Source organism: Streptomyces sp. NPDC003248 (assembly GCF_055563235.1).
In genome coordinates this window covers 90,267-107,930 of record NZ_JBVHDT010000006.1, presented here as the reverse complement: position 1 = coordinate 107,930, position 17,664 = coordinate 90,267, and the positions used below count along the sequence as shown (strand labels likewise).

The window sequence follows — 17,664 nt, the reverse complement described above, 5'->3', positions numbered from 1 at the left end:
GGCTCCTCGTTCCCGGTTCCCGGCTCGCTCTCTCCTCAGCCCTCCCTCCGCACCGCCCCCGCCAGGATCCACCCCTCCACCGCCTCGTACCGGCGCCGCTGCTCCTCCGCCTTGCGGCGGCCCGAGGCGACCGTGCCCAGCCAGCCGAGGGCGAAGCCGAGGGGGATGGTGACGAGGCCGGTGGTGGTGAACGGGAACCAGTTGAAGTCGGCGTCCGGGAAGGCGGCGGCCGGGGAGCCGGAGACCAGGTTGGTGCCGGGCATGATCAGCAGGACCGACAGGGTGCCCCCGATGAGGGTGCTCAGCAGGCCCGTCCGGGTGTAGCGACGCCAGAAGAGGCTGTAGACCAGGGCGGGGGCCAGGGCCGAGGCGCCGAGGCAGAACGACAGGGTGACCAGCGGCTGGAGGCTGCGGTGCTGGACCTGGGCGGCCAGCAGGATCGTCGGGACGCCGACGGCCAGGGCGGAGAGGCGGGCCAGCAGCATCTCGCGGCGCGGGGACGTCTCCCGCGCGCGTGCCGCGAGGACGTCGTGGGCCAGGGAGTTGGCGCAGGCGAGGATCATGCCGGCGACCGAGGCCAGGACGGTGAGGAAGATCGCCGTGGTCACGGTGGTGAACAGCAGTGTCTCCGCCGTGGACGGCGCCTCTCCGAAGGCGGCCCGGGAGCCCAGCAGATAGGCGGTGTTGCCCTGCGCGTCCGCCTCGGCGATCGCCGCGCGGCCCACCAGCGCCGTCGCCCCGAACCCGACGACCGTGATGACGAGCACGAACAGGGCCACGCCGGACACCGCCCAGGACATCGAGCGGCGCACCTGGCGCGCGGAGGAGGCGGTGTACATGCGCATGGTGATGTGCGGCAGGCACGCGCCGCCGAGCACCACCGCGAGCTGGGAGCTGATCATGTCGAGGCCGGGCTGCGGGCCGGAGGAGAACTGAAGGCCCGAGCGGAGGAACGCGTCGCCGATCCCGCTGCTCGCTGCGGCCGCGTCGACGAGGGCGCCGGGGTTCCAGTCGAAGCGGTGCAGGACCAGCACGGCGACGACGGCGCCGGAGCCGAGCAGCATGACGATCTTCAGGATCTGGATGAGGGCGGTGCCCTTCATGCCGCCGATCGCCGCGTAGCTGATCATCAGGACGCCCATGACGGTCATGCAGGCCGTCTTCAGCGAGTCGCCGGAGAAGCCGAGGAGGTACGCGAGGAGCTGGCCGGTGCCCGCGAGCTGCACCACCATCATCGGCAGGAGCGCGACGATCGTCACCGCGCACGCCGTGATGCGCACCGCGCGGCCCGGCAGGCGTCGGGCGAAGGCGTCCCCCATGGTGAAGCGGCCCGCGTTGCGCAGTGGTTCGGCGAGCAGGAACATCAGCAGCATCAGCGACAGGGCCGTGCTCAGGGCGAGGACGACGCCGTCGTAGCCGTACAGGGCGATCACGCCGCCGGTGCCGAGGACGGTGGCGGCGGAGATGTAGTCGCCGGCGACGGCCAGGCCGTTGCGCAGGGGGGACAGGGAGCGGTAGCCGGTGTAGAACTCGTCGAGGTCGTCCCGGTCGGGGCCCGTCAGCACGCACAGCAGCAGCGTGACGGTGACGACCGCGGTGAACGCCACGAGGGACATGGTCTGCGTGTCGCCGTCGAGTTCGGCGAAGGTGCCGGCGGCGGACCGGACCCCGTCGCCCCGGGTCATCGTGTCGCCCTTTCGTGCCGGGCCGCGCGCTTGGCGTCGAGCTCGGACTGCTTGCGGATGCGGTCGGCGAGCGGGTCGACGCGGCGGCGGGCGGTGTGCTCGTACACGGCGATCGCCAGCCAGGTGACGGGGAGCTGGAGGAGGGCGAGCAGCAGACCGGCGGGGAGGCCCGCGACCCTGGTGGTCGTCAGGGAGGGCGCGAAGGCGGACAGGAAGAGGAAGGGGACGAAGTAGCCGAGCGCGGTGAGGGTGGCGATGCGCCGCTGCCGGCGGTAGGCGGTACGCAGTTTCCGCAGGTCGCTGTGGTGGCCGAGCGGTGTGTGACGGGCGGGCGGCCGGCGGGCGGGTTCGGGGGCGGGCGGTGGTGGCTGCCAGGGATACGTCAGGTGAGGCGGCGGGGACGCGTCGTGGGTCATCCCGTGTCTCCTTGCGCGGCTCGGGTCCGGGCGGCGGACCGCAGGGAGGTGGGGGCGGAGGCGAGGGGCACGCACGTTACCCGGGAGTAGGCGGTTGTGCGAGGGTTTCGGCAAACTGAGCGGTCGGTATGCGCTTGCTGTGCCCAGCCGGTACTGACCTGGGGTGTTACCCGCGTTAACTCCTGAGGTGGCTCGGGGCGGGATCGGCCCGGTCGGTCACCCGGCCGCCGACGGGAGGCGGGGCCGACCGGTCAGCCACGTGTGCCGGCGCGGGGACGGGAGACCGGCCGGTCGGCGGCCCCGGCGGTCGGGCGGTTCGAGCGGCCCCGGCGGCCCCGGCGGCCCCAGCGGCCCCTGCGATCCCGGCGGCCCCTGCGGTCGGGCGGTTCGAGCGGTCCCTGCGGTACGGGTGGTCCGGGCGGTCCTGGCAGCTCGGGCGGCCCCTGTGGTCCTGGCGGACCCTGCGCTCCCGGCGGCCCCGTCCGCGCCGCTGCTCCCCGGCCCGTGCGTCCGCCTACCCGTGCGCTCTCAGTCGCCCTGACCGGTGAGTACCGGGAAGCGGCGCGGTGCCACCAGCAGCAGGACGGCGAAGGCGAGCGCGGCGGCGCAGGAGGCGCCCAGGTAGACGGCGTGCACGGCGTCCGCGACGGCGCGCCGGGTGGTTTCCTGCGCCGGTCCGGAGGCCAGGGCGCCCGTGATGGAGTCCAGGTCGCCCGCGCCGCCCAGACGGGCCGCCAGGACACCGTTGGCGACGGCGCCGAACACGGCCGCGCCGACCGTCTGGCCCGTCTGGCGGCAGAACAGCACCGACGCCGTCGTGGTGCCCCGCTCCGACCAGCCGACCGTCGACTGCACGCCGACGATCAACGGCAGCTGGAACAGGCCCAGTGCGGCGCCCAGCAGCAGCATCAGCACCGTCGGCTGCCAGGCCTCGCCCGGATACGGCAGGAAGGGGAACGCCAGCAGCACCAGCGCGGCCGCGCCGATGCCGAGCAGGGCGGTGTCGCGGAAGCCGATGCGCCGGTACACGTGCTGGCTCAGCGCGGCCGACACCGGCCAGCTCAGCGTCCACACCGACAGCACGAACCCGGCGGAGACCGGATCCAGCTCCAGCACCGACTGGGCGTACGTCGGCAGGAACACCGTGGGCGCCACCATCAGCAGACCCAGCGCGCCCAGGGCGAGGTTGACCGCCGCGATCGTACGGCGGCGCCAGACCCAGCCCGGGATGATCGGCTGCGCGGCACGGCGTTCGACGACCACGACGAGCCCGGCCAGGGCGAGGCCCGCGGCGAACAGGGCGAGCGACGGCGCCGACAGCCACGGCCACGCCACCCCGCCCTGCACCAGCGCGGTCAGCAGCACACCCCCGCACGCGAACACCGTCAGCGCGCCCGCCCAGTCGACGTCGGCACGCGCGTGAGGCGTCCCTTCCGGACCGGCGTCGGTACGCGCGCGAGGCGCCCCTTCCGGACCGGCGTCGGCACGCGCGCGTGCGGGGGACTCCCGTCGGGGCTCGTGGAGGTGACGCACGATCAGCCACAACGCCACCGCGCCGACCGGCAGGTTGACCAGGAAGATCCACCGCCAGTCGGCGTACGCCGCCAGCAGGCCGCCCACACCCGGCCCGGCGACCGCGGACACCGCCCACACCGTCGACAGCTTGGACTGGATCTTCGGGCGTTCCTCCAGCGGGTACAGGTCGGCGGCGAGTGTCTGCACGGTGCCCTGGAGCGCTCCGCCGCCCAGGCCCTGCACGACACGGAACGCGATCAGCGCGCCCATGTTCCAGGCGAGCGCGCACAGCAGTGAGCCCAGCAGGAACAGGGCGGTGCCGGCCACCAGGACCGGCTTGCGGCCGAAGGTGTCGGAGAGCTTGCCGTAGACGGGCAGCGTGACCGTGACGGCGAGCAGATAGCCGGAGAACAGCCAGGAGAAGACGGAGAACCCGCCGAGGTCGCCGACGATCTGCGGGACCGCCGTGGAGACGACGGTCGAGTCGAGGGCGGCGAGCGCCATGGAGAGCATGAGCGCGGCGACGACCGCCCCTCGTCGTCCGGTGGCCGTGCGCTGGGCCGTGTGCCGTGTCGCGGGTCTCGTGTCGCCCACCGGAAATGCCCTCCCCTGTGCGTCCCGTCCGGACCCGGCCGTGGCGTGCGGGCCCTCGGCGGGACGTCCGTGTCCCTTGCAGCCATCCGTCCGCCACAGCTTCCCACTTGACCCTGACGCGGCGGGAGGGCGGAACCTCGGGTGGGTCCGAAGGGGGAGCCGACCCGGAGGGGGAGTCCGCCCGGCGGTGGACTCCCCCTAGGGGTACCTCCGTACAAGGGCTCGGGGAGCGGTCGTTCCGCCGGAGGACGAGAAGGGGCACGGCCCGTCCCTAACCTGGTCTCATGCCGCGGGGGGCGGCCGTCCTCGGCTGTCGGGGTGGGGTTAACCCCCCGGGAAGACGGGCCCGAGCACCAGCGCGCCGGACCGTCCGCACCGACAGACTCAGTGACGTACCCAGCAGGACCGCATCAGCAGAACCGCACCGGCAGGCCCCGCCATCGGGACCGCGCCGGCAGGACCCGCCACCGGGACCGCACCGGCAGGACCGCACGGCCAAGGCGCCGGTGCATCCCGATACGTGACCGACATAGGAGACATACCGTGACATCGGCTGTGACCATTCCCAGGCACGGGGGTACTGGAGAGCGTACGGCCGTTGCCGCGCGGGCGCGGCAGGTCGTCAAGGCGTACGGCTCCGGGGAGACCCGGGTCGTCGCACTGGACCACGTCGACGTGGACATCGCCCGCGGCCGCTTCACCGCGATCATGGGCCCCTCGGGGTCCGGCAAGTCCACGCTGATGCACTGCCTCGCCGGACTCGACACCGTGACGGCAGGTCAGATCTACCTGGACGAGACCGAGATCACCGGCCTGAAGGACAAGAAGCTCACCCGGCTGCGCCGGGATCGGATCGGCTTCATCTTCCAGGCGTTCAACCTGCTGCCGACGCTGAACGCGATAGAGAACATCACCCTCCCGATGGACATCGCCGGGCGCAAGCCCGACCGGGCCTGGCTGGACCGGGTCGTGGAGACCGTCGGGCTCGCCGGCCGGCTCAAGCACCGCCCCACCCAGCTCTCCGGCGGCCAGCAGCAGCGCGTGGCCGTGGCGCGCGCCCTCGCCGCCCGCCCCGAGATCATCTTCGGCGACGAGCCCACCGGGAACCTCGACTCGCGCGCGGGCGCCGAGGTCCTGGGCTTCCTGCGCCGCTCCGTCGACGAGCTGGGCCAGACCATCGTCATGGTCACCCACGACCCGGTGGCGGCCTCGTACGCCGACCGCGTGCTGTACCTGGCCGACGGCCGGATCGTCGACGAGATGCACCAGCCGACCGCCGACCAGGTCCTGGACCGCATGAAGGACTTCGACGCGCGGGGGCGTACGTCATGACCGTCCTGAAGACGTCGATGCGCAACTTCCTCGCGCACAAGGGACGCATGGCCCTGTCGGCCGTGGCGGTCCTGCTGTCGGTGGCGTTCGTCTGCGGGACGCTGGTCTTCACCGACACGATGAACACCACCTTCGACAAGCTGTTCGCGGCCACCTCCTCCGACGTCACGGTCAGCGCGAAGAACGCCTCGGACACCGGCGAGACCACCTCGGGCAACGGCAGGCCGCCGGTCATACCGGCCGGCGCGCTGGGCGAGGTCCGTACGGCCGAGGGTGTGAAGTCCGCGGAGGGAACCGTCTTCTCGACCTCCGTGACCGTCGTCGACGCCGACAAGGACAGCCTGTCGCCCACCAGCGGCGGCCCCACCATCGTCGGCAGCTGGAACGGCAACGACGCCCGCACCATGGAGATCACCGACGGCGCGGCGCCCACCACGGCCGACCAGATCATGGTCGACGCGGACACCGCCGACAAGCACGGCCTGAAACTCGGCGACGAGATCGCCGTGATCAGCGCGATCGGCACGCACACCGCGCACATCTGCGGCATCGCCGCCTTCCAGGTCACCAACCCCGGCGCGGCGATGTTCTACCTGGACACCGAGACCGCGCAGAAGACCCTGGTCGGCGCGTCGGACGTCTACACGAACATCAACGTCACGGCCGCGGCCGGGGTGAGCGACGCGCAGCTGAAGAAGAACGTCACGGCCGCCCTCGGCGGCGCCTACAAGGTGCAGACCGCCAAGGAGACCGCCGACGCCAACCAGCAGAACGTCGGCGACTTCCTGAACGTGATGAAGTACGCGATGCTCGGCTTCGCCGGGATCGCCTTCCTCGTCGGCATCTTCCTGATCATCAACACCTTCTCGATGCTGGTCGCGCAGCGCACCCGCGAGATAGGCCTGATGCGGGCCATCGGCTCCAGCCGCCGGCAGGTCAACCGCTCGGTGCTCGCCGAGGCGCTGCTGCTCGGAGTCGTCGGCTCGGTCCTCGGCGTCGGCGCGGGCGTCGGCATCGCCGTCGGCCTGATGAAGCTCATGGGCATGACCGGCATGAACCTGTCCACCGACGATCTGACGGTGGCCTGGACGACCCCGGTGATCGGCATGGTCCTCGGTGTGGTCGTCACCGTCCTCGCCGCCTACCTGCCCGCCCGCCGCGCCGGCAAGGTCTCCCCGATGGCCGCCCTGCGCGACGCGGGCGCCCCGGCCGACGCGAAGGCCGGCGTCGTACGGGCCGTCCTCGGCGTGCTGCTCACCGGCGCCGGCGTCTACGGCCTGTACCTGGCCACCGCCGCCGACGAGGCGGGCGAGGGCTCCCTCTGGCTGGGGCTGGGCGTGGTGCTGACCCTGATCGGCTTCGTGGTGATCGGCCCGCTGCTCGCCGGTGGCGTGGTCCGCGTCCTGGGGGCCGTCCTGCTGCGCGCCTTCGGCCCCGTCGGCCGGATGGCGGAACGCAACGCCCTGCGCAACCCGCGCCGCACCGGCGCCACCGGCGCCGCCCTGATGATCGGTCTCGCACTGGTCGCCTGCCTGTCGGTGGTCGGCTCCTCCATGGTCGCCTCGGCCACCGACCAGCTCGACAAGTCCGTCGGCACCGACTTCATCGTGCAGAGCGACAGCGGCCAGCTGATCACCCCGCAGGCGGTCCAGGCCGTGAAGTCCACGCCGGGCCTGGAGCGGGTCACCGAGTACAAGCTCCTCGACGCCGACCTGACCACCCCCGACGGCAGGACGTCCAAGGGCGAGACGATCAACGCCGCGGACCCGTCCTACGCACAGGACGTCCGCACCGAGACGGTGGCCGGCGACCTCGCCGACGCCTACCGGCCCGACTCGATGTCCGTCTTCGAGGGCTTCGCGAAGGAACACGGCCTGACGGTCGGCTCCCCCGTGAAGGTCGACTTCGAGGACGGGACGACGGCGACGCTGACGGTCCGCGCGATCACCAGCGACGAGGTCGTCATCGACAAGGGCGCCATGTACGCCTCCGTGGCGACGGTCGCCGAGTACGTGCCCGCCGACCGGATGCCGCTCGACGCGCTGGTCTTCGCCACGGCGGAGGAAGGGCGCCAGGACGCGGCGTACGCGTCCCTGAAGTCCGCGCTGCACGACTACCCGCAGTACACCGTCCGCGACCAGACCGACTACAAGGAGGCGCTGAAGGACCAGATCGGCCAGATGCTGAACCTGATCTACGGCCTGCTGGCCCTGGCGATCATCGTGGCCGTCCTCGGAGTGGTGAACACCCTGGCCCTGTCGGTGGTGGAACGCACCCGGGAGATCGGCCTGATGCGGGCGATCGGCCTGTCGAGGCGGCAGCTGCGCAGGATGATCCGCATGGAGTCGGTCGTCATCGCCCTCTTCGGTGCCCTCCTCGGCCTCGGCCTGGGCATGGGCTGGGGCGCCACCGCCCAGCAGCTCCTCGCCCTGGAGGGCCTGACCGTCCTCGACATCCCCTGGCCGACGATCACCGGCGTGTTCGTCGCCTCGGCCTTCGTGGGCCTCTTCGCGGCCCTGATCCCCGCCTTCCGGGCAGGCCGCATGAACGTCCTGAACGCGATCGCGACGGACTAGACCCCCGCCCCGACGGGGGCAGCCGGCGCCGAAGAGCCACGGGGGCTCCTCGGCGCCGGCTCCACGCGTCGCCGCAGCCTCTCCCGTGCGTGTCGCCCCAGCCTCTCCGGGGCGTCGCTCCGCCCCCGCCCCCCGTCCCGAGTCGTCCACAGCCCCCGTGTCATCCACAGCCCCCAGCACACCGCCCCGCCCCGTCGTACTCTGGACACCCCCGGCCCGTGACACGCGTCGGGCCCTTCGCGTTGCCCACCCCGGACCGGCGCACCCGGCGCCCGGTCCCTCGGACGGAAAGCCCTCCATGAGCCTGCACGGTCTGCTCGACGCCGTAGTCAAGGACACCGCCCTCGCGGAAGCGATCCCGGCCGCCGCCGACGGCAACCGCATGCACGTCGACCTGGTCGGCCCCCCGGCGGCCCGCCCCTTCGCGATCGCCGCCCTGGCCCGCGAGACCGGCCGCCCCGTCCTGGCGGTGACGGCGACCGGCCGCGAGGCCGAGGACCTGGCCGCGGCGCTGCGCTCACTGCTGCCCCCGGACGGCGTCGTGGAGTACCCCTCCTGGGAGACCCTCCCGCACGAGCGCCTCAGCCCCCGCAGCGACACCGTCGGCCGCCGCCTCGCCGTTCTGCGCCGGCTGTCCCACCCCAGCGCCGACGACCCCGAGACCGGCCCGGTCTCCGTCGTCGTGGCCCCCGTCCGCTCGGTGCTCCAGCCCCAGGTCAAGGGCCTCGGCGACCTGGAGCCCGTCGCGCTCAGGAGCGGCGGGACCGCCGACCTGAACGAGGTCGTCGAAGCCCTCGCCGCCGCCGCGTACGCGCGCGTGGAGCTGGTCGAGAAGCGCGGCGAGTTCGCCGTGCGCGGCGGCATCCTGGACGTGTTCCCGCCCACCGAGGAACACCCCCTGCGCATCGAGTTCTGGGGCGACGACGTCGAGGAGATCCGCTACTTCAAGGTCGCCGACCAGCGGTCGCTCGAAGTCGCCCCACACGGCCTGTGGGCCCCGCCCTGCCGGGAACTGCTCCTCACCGACGACGTCCGCACGCGCGCGCGTGCCCTCGCCGAGCAGCACCCCGAACTGGGCGAGCTGCTCGGCAGGATCGCCGAGGGCATCGCGGTCGAGGGCATGGAGTCCCTGGCCCCGGTCCTGGTCGACGACATGGAGCTGCTGCTCGACGTGCTGCCGAAGGGCGCCATGGCCGTCGTGTGCGACCCGGAGCGGGTCCGCACGCGTGCCGCCGATCTCGTCGCCACCTCGCAGGAGTTCCTCCAGGCGTCCTGGGCCGCCACCGCGGGCGGCGGCGAGGCGCCCATCGACGTCGGCGCGGCCTCCCTGTGGTCCATCGCGGACGTGCGCGACCGCGCGCGCGAGCTGGACATGATGTGGTGGTCGGTGTCCCCGTTCGCCGCCGACCTCGAACTGGACGCGGACACCCTCCAGCTCGGCATGCACGCCCCGGAGACCTACCGCGGCGACACGGCGAAGGCGCTCGCCGACACCAAGGGCTGGCTGGCCGACGGCTGGCGCGTCGTCTTCGTCACCGAGGGCCACGGCCCGGCGGCCCGTACCGTCGAGGTGCTCGGCGGCGAGGGCGTCGCGGCCCGCCTGGACATCGACCTCACCGAGCTGTCCCCGTCCCTCGTCCACGTCTCCTGCGGCTGCATCGACTACGGCTTCGTCGACCCGGCGCTCCGGCTCGCCGTCCTGACCGAGACCGACCTGTCGGGCCAGAAGGCGGCCGGCAAGGACGGCGCGCGCATGCCCGCGCGCCGCAGGAAGACCATCGACCCGCTCACCCTGGAGGCGGGCGACCACATCGTCCACGAGCAGCACGGCGTGGGCCGTTACATCGAGATGGTGCAGCGCACCGTGCAGGGCGCCACCCGCGAGTACCTGGTCGTGGAGTACGCGCCCGCCAAGCGCGGCCAGCCCGGTGACCGCCTCTACATCCCCACCGACCAGCTGGAACAGATCACCAAGTACGTCGGCGGCGAGGCACCCACCCTGCACCGCCTGGGCGGCGCCGACTGGACGAAGACCAAGGCGCGCGCGAAGAAGGCCGTCAAGGAGATCGCGGCCGACCTCATCAAGCTGTACAGCGCGCGGATGGCGGCCCCCGGACACGCCTTCGGCACGGACACGCCCTGGCAGCGCGAACTGGAGGACGCCTTCCCCTACGCGGAGACGCCCGACCAGCTCACCACCATCGCCGAGGTCAAGGACGACATGGAGAAGTCGGTCCCGATGGACCGGCTGATCTGCGGCGACGTCGGCTACGGCAAGACGGAGATCGCGGTCCGCGCCGCCTTCAAGGCCGTCCAGGACGGCAAGCAGGTGGCGGTGCTGGTGCCCACCACGCTGCTGGTGCAGCAGCACTTCGGCACGTTCAGCGAGCGGTACGCGCAGTTCCCGGTGAACGTGCGGGCCCTCTCCCGCTTCCAGACCGACACGGAGGCGAAGGCGGTCCTGGAGGGGCTGCGCGAGGGCTCCGTGGACATCGTCATCGGCACCCACCGCCTGTTCTCCTCGGAGACCAAGTTCAAGGACCTGGGCCTGGTCATCGTCGACGAGGAGCAGCGCTTCGGCGTCGAGCACAAGGAGCAGCTGAAGAAGCTGCGGGCCAACGTCGACGTCCTGACGATGTCCGCCACGCCCATCCCGCGCACCCTGGAGATGGCGGTGACGGGCATCCGCGAGATGTCGACGATCACCACGCCCCCGGAGGAGCGCCACCCGGTGCTCACCTTCGTCGGCCCGTACGAGGAGAAGCAGATCGGCGCCGCCATCCGCCGCGAACTGCTCCGTGAGGGCCAGGTCTTCTACATCCACAACCGGGTCGAGTCCATCGACCGCGCGGCCGCCCGTCTGCGCGAGTTCGTCCCCGAGGCGCGCATCGCCACCGCGCACGGCCAGATGTCGGAGGCGGCGCTGGAGAAGGTCGTCGTCGACTTCTGGGAGAAGCGGTTCGACGTGCTCGTCTCGACGACGATCGTCGAGTCCGGCATCGACATCTCCAACGCCAACACGCTGATCGTCGAGCGCGGCGACACCTTCGGCCTGTCCCAGCTGCACCAGCTGCGCGGCCGGGTCGGCCGGGGCCGGGAGCGCGGCTACGCCTACTTCCTCTACCCGCCGGAGAAGCCCCTGACGGAGACCGCCCACGAGCGGCTGGCCACCATCGCCCAGCACACCGAGATGGGCGCGGGCATGTACGTGGCGATGAAGGACCTGGAGATCCGCGGCGCGGGCAACCTGCTGGGCGGCGAGCAGTCCGGCCACATCGCGGGCGTCGGCTTCGACCTGTACGTCCGCATGGTCGGTGAGGCCGTCGCCGACTACCGGCGGCAGCTGGAGACCGGCGGCGTCGAGGAGGAGCCGCCCCTGGAGGTCAAGATCGAGCTGCCCGTCGACGCGCACGTCCCGCACGACTACGCGCCCGGCGAGCGTCTGCGTCTCCAGGCCTACCGTGCCATCGCCTCCGCCAACACGGAGGAGGACATCAAGGCCGTGCGCGAGGAACTCGTCGACCGCTACGGCAAGCTGCCCGAGCCGGTGGAGAACCTGCTGCTGGTGGCCGGCCTGCGGATGCTGGCGCGGGCGTGCGGGGCCGGTGAGATCGTCCTCCAGGGCACCAACATCCGCTTCGCGCCCGTGGAGCTGCGGGAGTCGCAGGAGCTGCGGCTGAAGCGGCTCTACCCCGGCAGCGTCATCAAGTCCGCCGCCCACCAGGTCCTCGTGCCCCGCCCGAAGACCGCGAAGGTCGGCGGCAAGCCGTTGGTCGGGCGGGAACTGCTCGGATGGGTCGGGGAGTTCCTGACGACGGTCCTGGGGTCCTAGGGAGCCGGGGCTGGTTGGTCCGGGCAGCGCAGCCGAGCGGCGGCGGGGGAGCCGGCGACCGAACGACGGGCCCTCGGGCGCTGCTGACGGATCTGGGCGGGGTCGGAGTCGGGTCGGAAGCGCCCTAGCCCTGCCGGAACAGCAGGCCCGACAGCGTCCGGAAGACCTCCTCGGGGTCCCGGCCGCCGACCGCCCCGTCGAGGTTGTGGCCCTGGAGCAGGGTCGCGAAGCCGTGGGCCAGTGACCAGGCGGCGACAGCGGCGAGGCGGGCGTCGTCGCCCTGCTCCTCGGGGCGGACCCCGGCCACGGCCGTGCGCAGGGCGTCGGTGGCCAGGGCGCGTGCCGTGGTGAGTTCCAGGTCGTCGGTGCGCAGGAGGCCGGGGGCGAACATCACCTGGAAATGCGCGGGGTGCTCGCGGGCGAAGCGGACGTAGCGCACGCCCGCGTCCTTCAGGTCGGTGGCCTCGTTGACGGTGGCCGCCAGCAGACCGAACCCCTCGGCGGCGATCGCCGTCAGCAGTCCGGTGCGGTCCTTGAAGTGGTGGGCCGGTGCCGCGTGCGAGACGCCTGCGCGCCGGGCGAGGTCGCGCAGGCTCAGACCGGAGGGGCCGTCGGCGGCGATCACGTCGAGCGCGGCGGTGAGGACGGCACGGCGCAGGTCGCCGTGGTGGTACGGGCGGTCGTTCATGGACAGCAGCGTACGCCGCATCTAGGCATTGACAAGTTCGCGGGGGCCAGGCAATCTTGTCAGTGTCAAGTTGTGGCGGGAGTCGAACGGGACGACGGGGAGTTGTCATGTCCGAAAGCGTGACGAGCCGGGTGGATTCCCGGGTGGCGGCGGGGGAGCGGGAGGCGGACCGCGAGGTGACCGGGGTGCCGGCGGTGCCGGCGGATCAGGTGCGCCGCCTCTGGCACCTGCTGGAGCCGCTGCACGCGGTGCTGTACTTCGCGCCGGAAGTCTTCGAGGAGGCCGAGAGGCTCGGCTACTCCGCCGAGAACCGCTGGGCGAGCTACTTCCCGCTGCGCGCCGCCCCGATGGGGCCGGTCGGCAGCAAGGCGGTGGCCTCCGCCTTCTACAGCTTCCAGCCGGGCACGGTCGCCCGGTACACCGACCACGCCTGGCGGACCGCCTCTCCGGAGGCGGTGCTGGCGGCGCGGCTGCGCGGGATCGACCGGACCTACCGCGGCCTCTTCGGCGACCGCGTCGCCGACCCCGGACTGGTGGAGGCGGCCGCCCTGGCCCGCCGCGCCGCCGAAGCGGCCGACCTGGCGGGACGCCCCCTCGCCGCCGCCAACGCCGCGCTGGAGTGGCCCGCCGAGCCTCACCTCCAGTTGTGGCAGGCGGCGACGATCCTGCGCGAACACCGCGGCGACGGCCATCTCGCCGCTCTGCTGACCGCGGAACTCGACCCCGTCGAGGCGCTGGTGTCGTTCGCCGCGACAGGCGCCGCGTCCGTGGAGCGGTTCGCCGGCCGTGGCTGGACGGCGGAGGAATGGGCGGCGGCCCGGGAGCGCCTGAGGACGCGGGGGCTGGTCGACGCCGACGGGGTGGCCACCGAGGCGGGCCAGGACCTGCGCCGACGTGTGGAGCGGGACACCGACCGGCTCGCCCTCACGCCGTGGCAGGCCATCGGCGCGGAGGACACCGAGCGGCTCGCCGTTCTCCTCGGTGACTACTGGGTCGCGGTCCTCGCGTCGGGCCTGCTCCCCTCGGAGTCGACGCTGGGGATAGGCAAGGCGTGACCGGCACGGCGTGACCGATACCGGTGTCCGCCCGGAGGGCAAGGGTCCGGTGGGGCAACGGCGCCGAGGGGGTGGCCGAGGGCGGGAGCGGAGGAAAAGGCCGGCGCGCCGGGCCGGCCCGCCGACCTCGGCCCACCGTCCGGCAAGCCCTAGGGCTGCTGTTCGGGCCGGTCGGGCCGGTCCTCGTCCATGCCGAGCCGTCGGTGCGCCTGCTGCTGCGCCGAGTCGATCTGGGACTCGTACTTGTTGCCCGTCTTCTCGTTGGCCTGCCGCTCCGCGGCGTCGGACATGTCCTTGGCCTTGTTCCGCCCCTGGTTCTTGAACCTGTCGAAGATGCCCATGCGGAACTCCTTCCAGAGTTGACTCACCACCGACGATATGCGCGGTTCACGTCATATGCCTCCTGGAGCCGGGGTGGTCTGTACCTCCCGGGCGCCCTCCCGTCCGTCCTCGCGCGCCCCCTCGCCTACGGTGTACGCGATCCCGGCCGGGGAAGCCGCCCAGTACGGGGTGCCGACGGTCGGGCAAGGGGAGGGACGCAGGTGAGGCGTCTGAGGGGTGGGGCGGCGATCGCCGTCGTGCTGGTGTGTTCGGTGGCCGGCTGCACCGACGCGACCACGGGTACCGGAACCGCCGGGCCGGGACCGACCGCGCGCGGGGGATCGGCCCTCGCCGCTGCCGAGTCGCTGACGGTGAAGGGACGGGGCCCGAAGACGGGCTACGACCGCGACGAGTTCGGCAGCCCCTGGGCGGACACGGACTCCAACGACTGCGGCACCCGCGACGACATACTCAAACGCGACCTGGAGGACGTGCGCTTCACCGGAGGCACCTGCAAGGTGTCCTACGGCGTCCTGGAGTCGGACCCGTACTCCGGCCAGGAGGTGACCTTCCGGCGCGGCAGCAGCCAGGTCGACATCGACCACGTCGTCGCCCTCTCCGACGCCTGGCAGAAGGGCGCCCGGTCCTGGGACGCGAGCAAACGCATCGCCCTGGCCAACGACCCCCTCAACCTCCTCGCCGTCGACGCGAGCACCAACCGTTCCAAGGGGGACGGCGACACGGCGACGTGGCTGCCGCCCAACAAGGCGTACCGGTGCACGTACGTCGCGGCGCAGGTCGCCGTGAAGAAGAAGTACGGACTGTGGGTCACCGCGGCGGAGAAGGCCGCGATGGAGAAGGTCCTCTCCGGGTGCCCCGACCAGAAACTCCCCACGGGGGGCAACCCGACGAAGGCACCGGAACGCTTCCACGCGGACTGAACACCGAGCGGGTGGCACCGGCGTCGACGACGGGGTGGCCGCCTCGCTGGAGAAGCGGCCCCGCTGGACGGGACCGGTCCCGTCTACCGCCCGTAGGGGTAGCCCTGCTGGTACGGATGCCCCTGGGGCGCGGGTGCCGCCGCGTACGCCATCGCCGGCCCCGCCAGCTTCTTGTCGAACACGGCGAACAGCAGCATCCACGCCGCGTTCAGCATCGTCACGATCATGGCGAGGCCCACGAACTCGCCCCCGTCCGCGCTGTCGTCCGTCGCCAGCCACGGCAGGGTCACGCACTCGTACAGCGCGAACGAGGCGAAGGCGAACCAGTCCGAGGCCCGTCCGCGCCGGACCGCCACGTACAGGAACGGCACCCACACCAGGATGCCCAGCGAGCCCCACGCCAGGACCACCCAGGCGAGCCGCTGGAACCAGCCGCCCTCCAGCCTCTTCTCCGGCCCCATCGTCGCCCCCATCATCATGTCCGCCCCCCAAGTTGCCAGAGGGCAAGCGTAGGGCACGCCACCGCACGGCAGCCGACGTCCGCCGCAGCCCGCCGGCACCCTTGCGCGGGGGCGCGCGGAGCGGGGACGGGCGCGGCGGTGCCGTAAGCGGCGGTGAATCGTTGGTCGAATGGGTTGGCCACAGCCGCACCACTGCCTACCATCGATCACCGCAAGACTTTGTGCACCGTCGCACAATCTCCTCGGGAGGCTTCCTTGCACAGCCGCCGTCGTCGTACCGCGCTCCTGCTGTCCGCCGCGATCGTCGCGGCCGGCCCCCTCCTCACCGCCTGCGGCAACGACGCGCACCCCGGCGCGGCGGCCGTGGTCGGCGGCCAGCGGATCACCGTCTCCCAACTGGAGAACCGGGTCGACGAGGTGCGCGCGGCCCAGCGGGCCGCGGTCACCGACGACGCGCAGTACGCGCAGGCCGTCGCCCAGACCGGCAGCCTCACCCGCGACACCCTGCACGGCATGGTCCTCGACCGGGTCCTGCACCGCGCCGCCGAGGACGCGGGCGTCACCGTCAGCCGCAAGGAGGTCCAGGCGATGCGGGCCGGCCTCGAACAGCAGGCGGGCGGCGCGCAGGGCCTGGAGATGACCTGGCTCCAGCAGTACGGCATCCCGCCGCAGCGCCTCGACGACAACCTCCGCCTCCAGCTCGAGGCCCAGAAACTCGCCGCGGCGCTCGGCACCGACACCAGCCAGCCCGCTTTCTGGAGCGCCCTGTCCAAGGCGTCCCAGGACCTCGGCGTCGACCTCAACCCGCGCTACGGCGACTGGGACGCGAGCAAGGTCAGCCGCGTGGACGCGAAGACGCCGTGGGTGCGGGAGGTCACCGCGGCCGGGAGCCAGCAGACGACGTGACCCGACGGGCGACCGGCCCGCCCCCGCCGAGCACCGGTCGCCCCGCCCGGCTCCCGCGCACCGGCCCGCACCCGCCGAGCATCGGTCGCCCCGCCCGGCTCGCGCGCACCGGCCCGCACCGCCGAGCATCGGTCGCCCCGCCCGGCTCCCGCGCACCGGCCCGCACCCGCCGAGCATCGGTCGCCCCGCCCGGCTCCCGCGCACCGGCCCGCACCCGCCCCTTTCCAGCCCCACCCCCTCCGCCCCGCGACCTCCCTGTGGACAACCCCTCGGCCCGCCTGTGGACAACCGGCCGGCCTGTCGGCGGTGTGGGTTACGTTCGGGGTGTGAACGCAACCAGCAGCTCCGCAGAGGCCGTGCAGGACGACGCCCCCGGCCGGGTCGTCCTGCTGACGACCAGCCACCGCGTCGCCCCCGGCCTGCTCTCCTGGCCCGCCTGGCAGGCGCTGCGCACGGCCGACCGCGTGCTGTGCGCGGACACCGCGCATCCCCAGCTGCCGTACCTGCGCGAGGCGGGCATACGGATCGAGGAGGCCTCCCCGACCGCCGAGGACCTGGTCACCGCCTCCGCCGGCGGCCGCACGGTCGTCGTCGTGGCGGCCGGCGAGGGCGAACCGGCCCTGACGGACGGCCTCGCCCGGCTGGCGGGCTCCGGACGCGTCGCGATGCCGGAACTGGAGCTGCTCCCCGCCTCCTACGACCTCCCCGGCGCCCGCCTCCTCGACCTCGTCCAGGTCATGGACCGCATCCGCGCCGAATGCCCCTGGTCCTCCCGGCAGACCCACAAGGGACTGGCGAAGTACGGCATCGAGGAGGCGTACGAACTCGTCGAGGCCATCGAGGACGGCGACCGCGACGAACTCCGCGAGGAACTGGGCGACGTCCTCCTCCAGGTCGTCTTCCACGCCCGTATCGCCGAGGAGGACGAGGAGTCCCCCTTCTCCGTCGACGACGTGGCGGGCACGATCGTCACCAAACTCGTCCACCGCCACCCGCACGTCTTCGGCGACGCCACCGCGACCACCCCCGAGGAGGTCAAGGAGCATTGGCTGCGCACCAAGGCGGTGGAGAAGCGCCGGGACTCGGTCACCGACGGCATCCCCCTCCACCAGCCGGCCCTCGCCCTGGCGGCCAAGCTGGCATCCCGGGTGCGGTCGGCGGCCCTGGACGTGCCGGTGCCGCCCGCCGGGGGAATCGGCTACGAACTGCTCGCCCTGGCGGCGCGTGCCGAGGCGCAGGGAGTGGACCCGGAGGCGGCGCTCAGAGCGGCGGCGCGAACCTACCGGGACGCGATCCGCGCGGTCGAGAGCGTGGCGGATTAGTACGGTGGCGGGGTCCCTCG

General features: G+C 72.8%; 13 protein-coding genes. 7 read left to right on the top strand and 6 right to left on the bottom strand.

Features of this window, described 5'->3' with window-relative positions:
* Positions 1–35: 35 nt before the first annotated feature.
* The 3 genes from ACZ3KJ_RS16575 to ACZ3KJ_RS16565 all read right to left on the bottom strand — a co-directional run bounded on the left by ACZ3KJ_RS16575 (position 36) and on the right by ACZ3KJ_RS16565 (position 4,210).
* Positions 36–1,685: a sodium/solute symporter gene (locus ACZ3KJ_RS16575; RefSeq protein WP_467527569.1), complete on the bottom strand. Its 1,650-nt coding sequence runs from the start codon at positions 1,683–1,685 to the stop codon at positions 36–38.
* A complete protein-coding gene (locus tag ACZ3KJ_RS16570; RefSeq protein WP_467527567.1) occupies positions 1,682–2,101 on the bottom strand; it encodes a DUF485 domain-containing protein in 420 nt (139 codons plus the stop codon). Before ACZ3KJ_RS16570 ends, ACZ3KJ_RS16575 begins: the two co-directional genes overlap by 4 nt.
* Positions 2,102–2,629: 528 nt before the next feature.
* Positions 2,630–4,210: an MFS transporter gene (locus tag ACZ3KJ_RS16565; RefSeq protein ID WP_467527565.1), complete on the bottom strand. Its 1,581-nt coding sequence runs from the start codon at positions 4,208–4,210 to the stop codon at positions 2,630–2,632.
* A 543-nt stretch (positions 4,211–4,753) separates the two neighbouring features.
* Between ACZ3KJ_RS16565 and ACZ3KJ_RS16560 the strand changes: the two genes are divergently transcribed.
* The 3 genes from ACZ3KJ_RS16560 (at position 4,754) to mfd (ending at position 11,950) form a co-directional block, all read left to right on the top strand.
* Positions 4,754–5,542, top strand: coding sequence for an ABC transporter ATP-binding protein (locus tag ACZ3KJ_RS16560; RefSeq protein WP_389522199.1), 789 nt, complete (start codon positions 4,754–4,756; stop codon positions 5,540–5,542).
* Positions 5,539–8,118, top strand: coding sequence for an ABC transporter permease (locus tag ACZ3KJ_RS16555; protein WP_467527563.1), 2,580 nt, complete (start codon positions 5,539–5,541; stop codon positions 8,116–8,118). Before ACZ3KJ_RS16560 ends, ACZ3KJ_RS16555 begins: the two co-directional genes overlap by 4 nt.
* A gap of 298 nt (positions 8,119–8,416) precedes the next feature.
* Complete coding sequence (mfd, locus tag ACZ3KJ_RS16550) at positions 8,417–11,950, top strand: transcription-repair coupling factor (RefSeq protein WP_467527561.1); 3,534 nt, start codon at positions 8,417–8,419, stop codon at positions 11,948–11,950.
* 124 nt (positions 11,951–12,074) lie between these two features.
* On the opposite strand, the gene ACZ3KJ_RS16545 is transcribed toward mfd, so the two are convergent.
* Positions 12,075–12,638, bottom strand: a complete 564-nt coding sequence (locus ACZ3KJ_RS16545; protein WP_467527559.1) for a TetR/AcrR family transcriptional regulator — start codon at positions 12,636–12,638, stop codon at positions 12,075–12,077.
* Positions 12,639–12,745: 107 nt separating this feature from the next.
* Between ACZ3KJ_RS16545 and ACZ3KJ_RS16540 the strand changes: the two genes are divergently transcribed.
* Positions 12,746–13,693, top strand: coding sequence for an SCO6745 family protein (locus ACZ3KJ_RS16540; RefSeq protein ID WP_467527558.1), 948 nt, complete (start codon positions 12,746–12,748; stop codon positions 13,691–13,693).
* 149 nt (positions 13,694–13,842) lie between these two features.
* Here the strand turns inward: ACZ3KJ_RS16540 and ACZ3KJ_RS16535 are convergent, their stop codons facing one another.
* The gene (locus tag ACZ3KJ_RS16535; RefSeq protein ID WP_389522190.1) at positions 13,843–14,034 is read right to left on the bottom strand and encodes an antitoxin; all 192 of its coding nucleotides are present in this window, start codon (positions 14,032–14,034) and stop codon (positions 13,843–13,845) included.
* 201 nt (positions 14,035–14,235) lie between these two features.
* On the opposite strand from ACZ3KJ_RS16535, the gene ACZ3KJ_RS16530 reads away from it, so the two are divergent.
* On the top strand, positions 14,236–14,955 hold the full coding sequence (locus tag ACZ3KJ_RS16530; protein ID WP_467527556.1) for an HNH endonuclease family protein: 720 nt from the start codon (positions 14,236–14,238) through the stop codon (positions 14,953–14,955).
* Positions 14,956–15,038: 83 nt separating this feature from the next.
* Here the strand turns inward: ACZ3KJ_RS16530 and ACZ3KJ_RS16525 are convergent, their stop codons facing one another.
* On the bottom strand, positions 15,039–15,416 hold the full coding sequence (locus tag ACZ3KJ_RS16525; RefSeq protein WP_467527554.1) for a hypothetical protein: 378 nt from the start codon (positions 15,414–15,416) through the stop codon (positions 15,039–15,041).
* 255 nt (positions 15,417–15,671) lie between these two features.
* Between ACZ3KJ_RS16525 and ACZ3KJ_RS16520 the strand changes: the two genes are divergently transcribed.
* Both ACZ3KJ_RS16520 and ACZ3KJ_RS16515 read left to right on the top strand, forming a co-directional pair.
* Positions 15,672–16,322 carry a SurA N-terminal domain-containing protein gene (locus ACZ3KJ_RS16520; protein ID WP_467527553.1) on the top strand — a complete coding sequence of 217 codons (651 nt, stop codon included), beginning with the start codon at positions 15,672–15,674 and terminating at the stop codon, positions 16,320–16,322.
* 326 nt (positions 16,323–16,648) lie between these two features.
* A complete protein-coding gene (locus ACZ3KJ_RS16515; protein WP_467527552.1) occupies positions 16,649–17,644 on the top strand; it encodes a nucleoside triphosphate pyrophosphohydrolase in 996 nt (331 codons plus the stop codon).
* The last annotated feature ends 20 nt before the right edge of the window (positions 17,645–17,664 follow it).